General features: G+C 71.1%; 5 protein-coding genes. 4 read left to right on the forward strand and 1 reads right to left on the reverse strand.

Features of this window, described 5'->3' with window-relative positions; all coding sequences use genetic code 11:
* The 4 genes from D183_RS0123600 to mdtD form a co-directional block, all read left to right on the forward strand.
* The coding region (locus D183_RS0123600; RefSeq protein WP_017911165.1) for a GlxA family transcriptional regulator at nt 1-498 on the forward strand (498 nt) is incomplete at its 5' end.
* A gap of 63 nt (nt 499-561) precedes the next feature.
* Nucleotides 562-816 carry a WGR domain-containing protein gene (locus tag D183_RS0123605; protein ID WP_010344159.1) on the forward strand — a complete coding sequence of 85 codons (255 nt, stop codon included), beginning with the start codon at nt 562-564 and terminating at the stop codon, nt 814-816.
* 9 nt (nt 817-825) lie between these two features.
* A complete protein-coding gene (hemE, locus tag D183_RS0123610) occupies nt 826-1,893 on the forward strand; it encodes a uroporphyrinogen decarboxylase (protein WP_017911166.1) in 1,068 nt (355 codons plus the stop codon).
* Between the two features lie 252 nt (nt 1,894-2,145).
* Nucleotides 2,146-3,576, forward strand: coding sequence for a multidrug transporter subunit MdtD (mdtD, locus tag D183_RS0123615; RefSeq protein ID WP_017911167.1), 1,431 nt, complete (start codon nt 2,146-2,148; stop codon nt 3,574-3,576).
* 157 nt (nt 3,577-3,733) lie between these two features.
* Here the strand turns inward: mdtD and D183_RS0123620 are convergent.
* Nucleotides 3,734-4,195, reverse strand: a 462-nt coding sequence (locus tag D183_RS0123620) for a response regulator (protein ID WP_017911168.1), incomplete at its 5' end; no start/stop codon positions are given.

Raw genomic sequence — 4,195 nt, forward strand, 5'->3', positions numbered from 1 at the left:
GACGTGCTGACCTCGGCCGGCACCGTCGCCGGCATCGACTGCTGCCTGCACCTGGTGCGGCGCCGCCACGGCGCCGACGTCGCCAACCGCATCGCCCGGCGCCTGGTGGTGGCGCCGCACCGCCAGGGCGGGCAGGCGCAGTACATCGAACAGCCGCTGCCGGCCAGCCGCCGCGACGCCCAGTTGGGCCCGACCCTGGACTGGATGCTGCAGCGCCTGGAGCAGCCGCTGCGCCTGGACGCGCTGGCCGCGCACGCGCGGATGAGCCGGCGCAGCTTCACCCGGCAGTTCCGCCATGTGACCGGGACCACCGTGGTGCAGTGGCTGGCGCACCAGCGCCTGGTCCGCGCCCAGCAACTGCTGGAGCGCACCGACCTACCGCTGGAGCGCATCGCCGCCGACTGCGGCTTCGGCAGCGCCGGCGCGCTGCGCCTGCAGTTCACGCGCGACCTGGGGTTGCCGCCGTCGGCGTATCGCCGCGGCTTCCGTGCCGGCTGAGCGGCCGCAGCGTTCCGCCGATCGGACCACGTCGCCTGCACCGGCACCCGCTACAATCGACGCATGCGCGTCTTCCTCCAGCAACGCCCCGACGGCAACGAGCCGCCACGCTACCTGCAGCTGACCCTGCAGCCGGACCTGCTCGGCGGCTGGGAACTGTTGCGCGAGAGCGGCCAGATCGGCGGCCGTGCGCAGCTGCGGCGCGAGCTCTACCTGCAGCAGGAAGACGCCAACGCCGCCTTCGAGAAAGCCCGCGACGCCCAGCTCAAGCGCGGCTTCCAGGTCATGTTCACCCGTGGCGCCGACGCGCCGCGCTAAGGAATCCCCATGCTCAAGAACGACCGCCTGCTGCGCGCGCTGCGCCGCGAGCCCGTGGACCAGACCCCCGTGTGGCTGATGCGCCAGGCCGGGCGCTACCTGCCCGAGTACCGCGCCACCCGCGCCCGCGCCGGCAGCTTCCTGGCCATGGCCAAGACCCCGGAGCTGGCCTGCGAAGTGACCCTGCAGCCGCTGGCGCGGTTCCCGCTGGACGCGGCGATCCTGTTCTCGGACATCCTCACCATTCCCGATGCGATGGGCCTGGAGCTGTACTTCGTCGAAGGCGAAGGCCCCAAGTTCCGCCACCCCGTGCGCGACGCCGCGGCGATCGCCCGGCTCGGCGTGCCGGACATGGAAACCGAGCTGCGCTACGTGATGGACGCGGTGCGGGTGATCCGCCGCGAACTGGACGGCAGCGTGCCGCTGATCGGCTTCTCCGGCAGCCCCTGGACCCTGGCCTGCTACATGGTCGAGGGCGGCGGCAGCGACAACTACGCGCGGATCAAGGCGCTGGCGCTGAACGACCCCGCGGCGCTGCACGCACTGCTGTCGGTCAACACCGACGCGGTAATCGCCTACCTGGCGGCGCAGCGCGCGGCCGGCGCGCAGGCGCTGCAGGTGTTCGACACCTGGGGCGGCGTGCTGAGCCCGGCGATGTACCGCGAGTTCTCCCTGCCCTACCTGCAGCGCATCGCCCGCGAACTGGCGCGCGGCGACGGCGCCGAGCGCACCCCGCTGATCCTGTTCGGCAAGGGCAACGCGCCCTACCTGGAAGAGCTCGCGGCCTCCGGTGCGGAAGGCGTGGGCGTGGACTGGACCATCGACCTGGCCGACGCCGCGCGCCGTACCGGCGGCCGCGTTGCCCTGCAGGGCAACCTCGACCCGGCGATGCTGTACGGCGCGCCGGAGGCGATCGACCGCGAAGTGCAGCGCGTGCTGCGCAGCTATGCCGACGGCAACGGCGGCTCGCTGGACGGCCATGTGTTCAATCTCGGTCACGGCCTGTCGCCGGACATGCAGCCGGAGCATGTTGGCGCGCTGGTGGAGGCGGTGCAGCGGCATAGTCGGCGCGCTTAAAAGCCGGGATTGGGGATTGGGGATTGGGGATTGGGGATTCCAGTCTCGCGCACGGTCGGCGATCTGACCGTGCGCTCGATCTCTTGCGCTTTCGCGTAGGAGCGGCTGCCTGCTAGGCGCAATCCACCGAGGCGTCCGCAGTATGGATCGCTGAGCGCGCGCTGCATCGCTAGCACGCAACGCGCGCAACTGCACGACACGGCGACGCGATCTGCGCGATCCTATCGCCCCCTCGCGTCGCCCTGCGTACCGATGTCCGCGCCCTCCTCCGATCCGATCGCCGTTCCCAACGCGCGCAGTTTCCGTCCGCTGCTGTGGCTGGTGTCGCTGGCCATCTTCATGCAGATGCTGGATGCGACCATCGTCAACACCGCGTTGCCGGCGATGGCGCGCAGCCTGGGCGAGAGCCCCTTGCAGATGCAGTCGGTGGTGTTCAGCTACGCGCTGGCGGTGGCGATGTTCATTCCCGCCTCCGGCTGGATCGCCGACCGCTACGGCACCCGCCGCACCTTCCTGGCCGCGATCGTGCTGTTCACCCTCGGCTCGCTGCTGTGCGCGGCGGCGCCGCGGCTGCCGTATCTGGTGGCCGCGCGGGTGCTGCAGGGGATCGGCGGCGCGATGCTGCTGCCGGTGGGCCGGCTGGCGGTGATGCGCTCGGTGTCGCGCGCGCAGTTCCTCAGCGCGATGAGCTTCATCGCCATCCCCGCGCTGATCGGGCCGCTGGTTGGCCCGACCTTGGGCGGCTGGCTGGTGCAGGTGGCGTCCTGGCACTGGGTATTCCTGATCAACCTGCCGATCGGCGCGATCGGCTTCGCCGCCGCGCTGAAGATCATGCCGGACTTCTACGGCGAGCAGCGTACCCGCTTCGACCTGATCGGCTACGCGATGCTGGCCTTCGGCATGGTCGCGCTGTCGCTGGCGCTGGACGGCATCTCCGAGCTCGGCCTGCGCCACGCCTTCGTGATGCTGCTGGCGATCGCCGGGCTGGCGGCGCTGATCGGCTACTGGTTGCACGCAGCCAACGCGGCGGCGCCGCTGTTCCCGCTGCACCTGTTCAAGGTCGCCAGCTTCCGCATCGGCATCCTCGGCAACCTGTTCTCGCGCGTGGGCAGCGGCAGCATGCCGTTCCTGATCCCGCTGCTGTTGCAGGTGGGCCTGGGCATGAGCCCGATGAACGCCGGGCTGATGATGATCCCGGTGGCGCTGGCCGGCATGGCCTCCAAGCGCGCGGCGGTGAAGCTGGTGGAGCGCTTCGGCTACCGCCGCGTGCTGATGACCAACACCGTGCTGGTCGGCACCGCGATGGCCAGCTTCCTGCTGTTCGACGCCGGCCAGCCGCTGGGCTGGCGGTTGCTGCAGCTGGCGCTGTTCGGCGCGGTCAACTCGCTGCAGTTCACCGTCATGAACACGGTGACCCTGCGCGACCTGGACCGCGACCAGGCCAGCGCCGGCAACAGCCTGCTGTCGATGGTGATGATGCTGGCCACCGGCTTCGGCGCCGCGGCCGCCGGCAGCCTGTTGGCCGCGTTCAACACCCACCTCGGCGACACCCACGGCGCCACCGCGGCGCTGCATGCGACCTTCGTCTGCGTTGGCGCGATCACCCTGACCTCGACCCTGATCTTCTGGCAGCTGCCGGATACGCGGCCGCTGCCGAAGCAGGTGGAGGAAGTGGCGGAGTAGCCGGGATTGGGGATTGGGGAGCCGGGATTGGGGAGTCGCAGGAGCGGGATGCGCTACCCGCTCCATGTGGGAGGGACTTCAGTCCCGACTGCATGCAGCCTGGAAGGCACCTGCCCTCTGCTGGTCACACCTGCTGCGGATACCGGACGGGTGTGACTTACCTGCCCTCCTCGCTCCTGCTGCCTTCTCCATCGTCTGGCGCCTCCACCGCCTTCGCCAGCATCTCGCCCGTCACCGGCTTGCGCAGGAACCCGCTGAAACCGGCCGCACGCGCCTGCGGTTCGGCGTCGGCGTCGGCACGGGCGGTGACCGCGATCAGCGGCATGCCGTAGCCGAAGGCGCGCAACTGCCGCGCCAGCGCCAGGCCGTCCAGGCCGGGCAGGTCCAGATCGAGCAGGGCGATGTCGAACGCGCTGGCCGCCGCTTCGGTCAGCGCGGCCAGCGCGTGCGCGGCGTGGGTGACGTGGTGGCCGCGTGCGCGCAGCAGGCCGCCGACCACTTCGGCCACGGTCGGATCGTCTTCGACCAGCAGGATCCGCTGCGGCGCCGCGGCGCTGGCGGACGCGCGGGCGTCGCGTGGCGCCTGCGGCAGCGGCTCGGGCACCCATGGCAACGGCAG

The sequence above is a fragment of the Xanthomonas sp. SHU 199 genome (genome assembly GCF_000364665.1).
In the GTDB taxonomy this organism is placed as follows: Bacteria; Pseudomonadota; Gammaproteobacteria; order Xanthomonadales; family Xanthomonadaceae; genus Xanthomonas_A; species Xanthomonas_A sontii.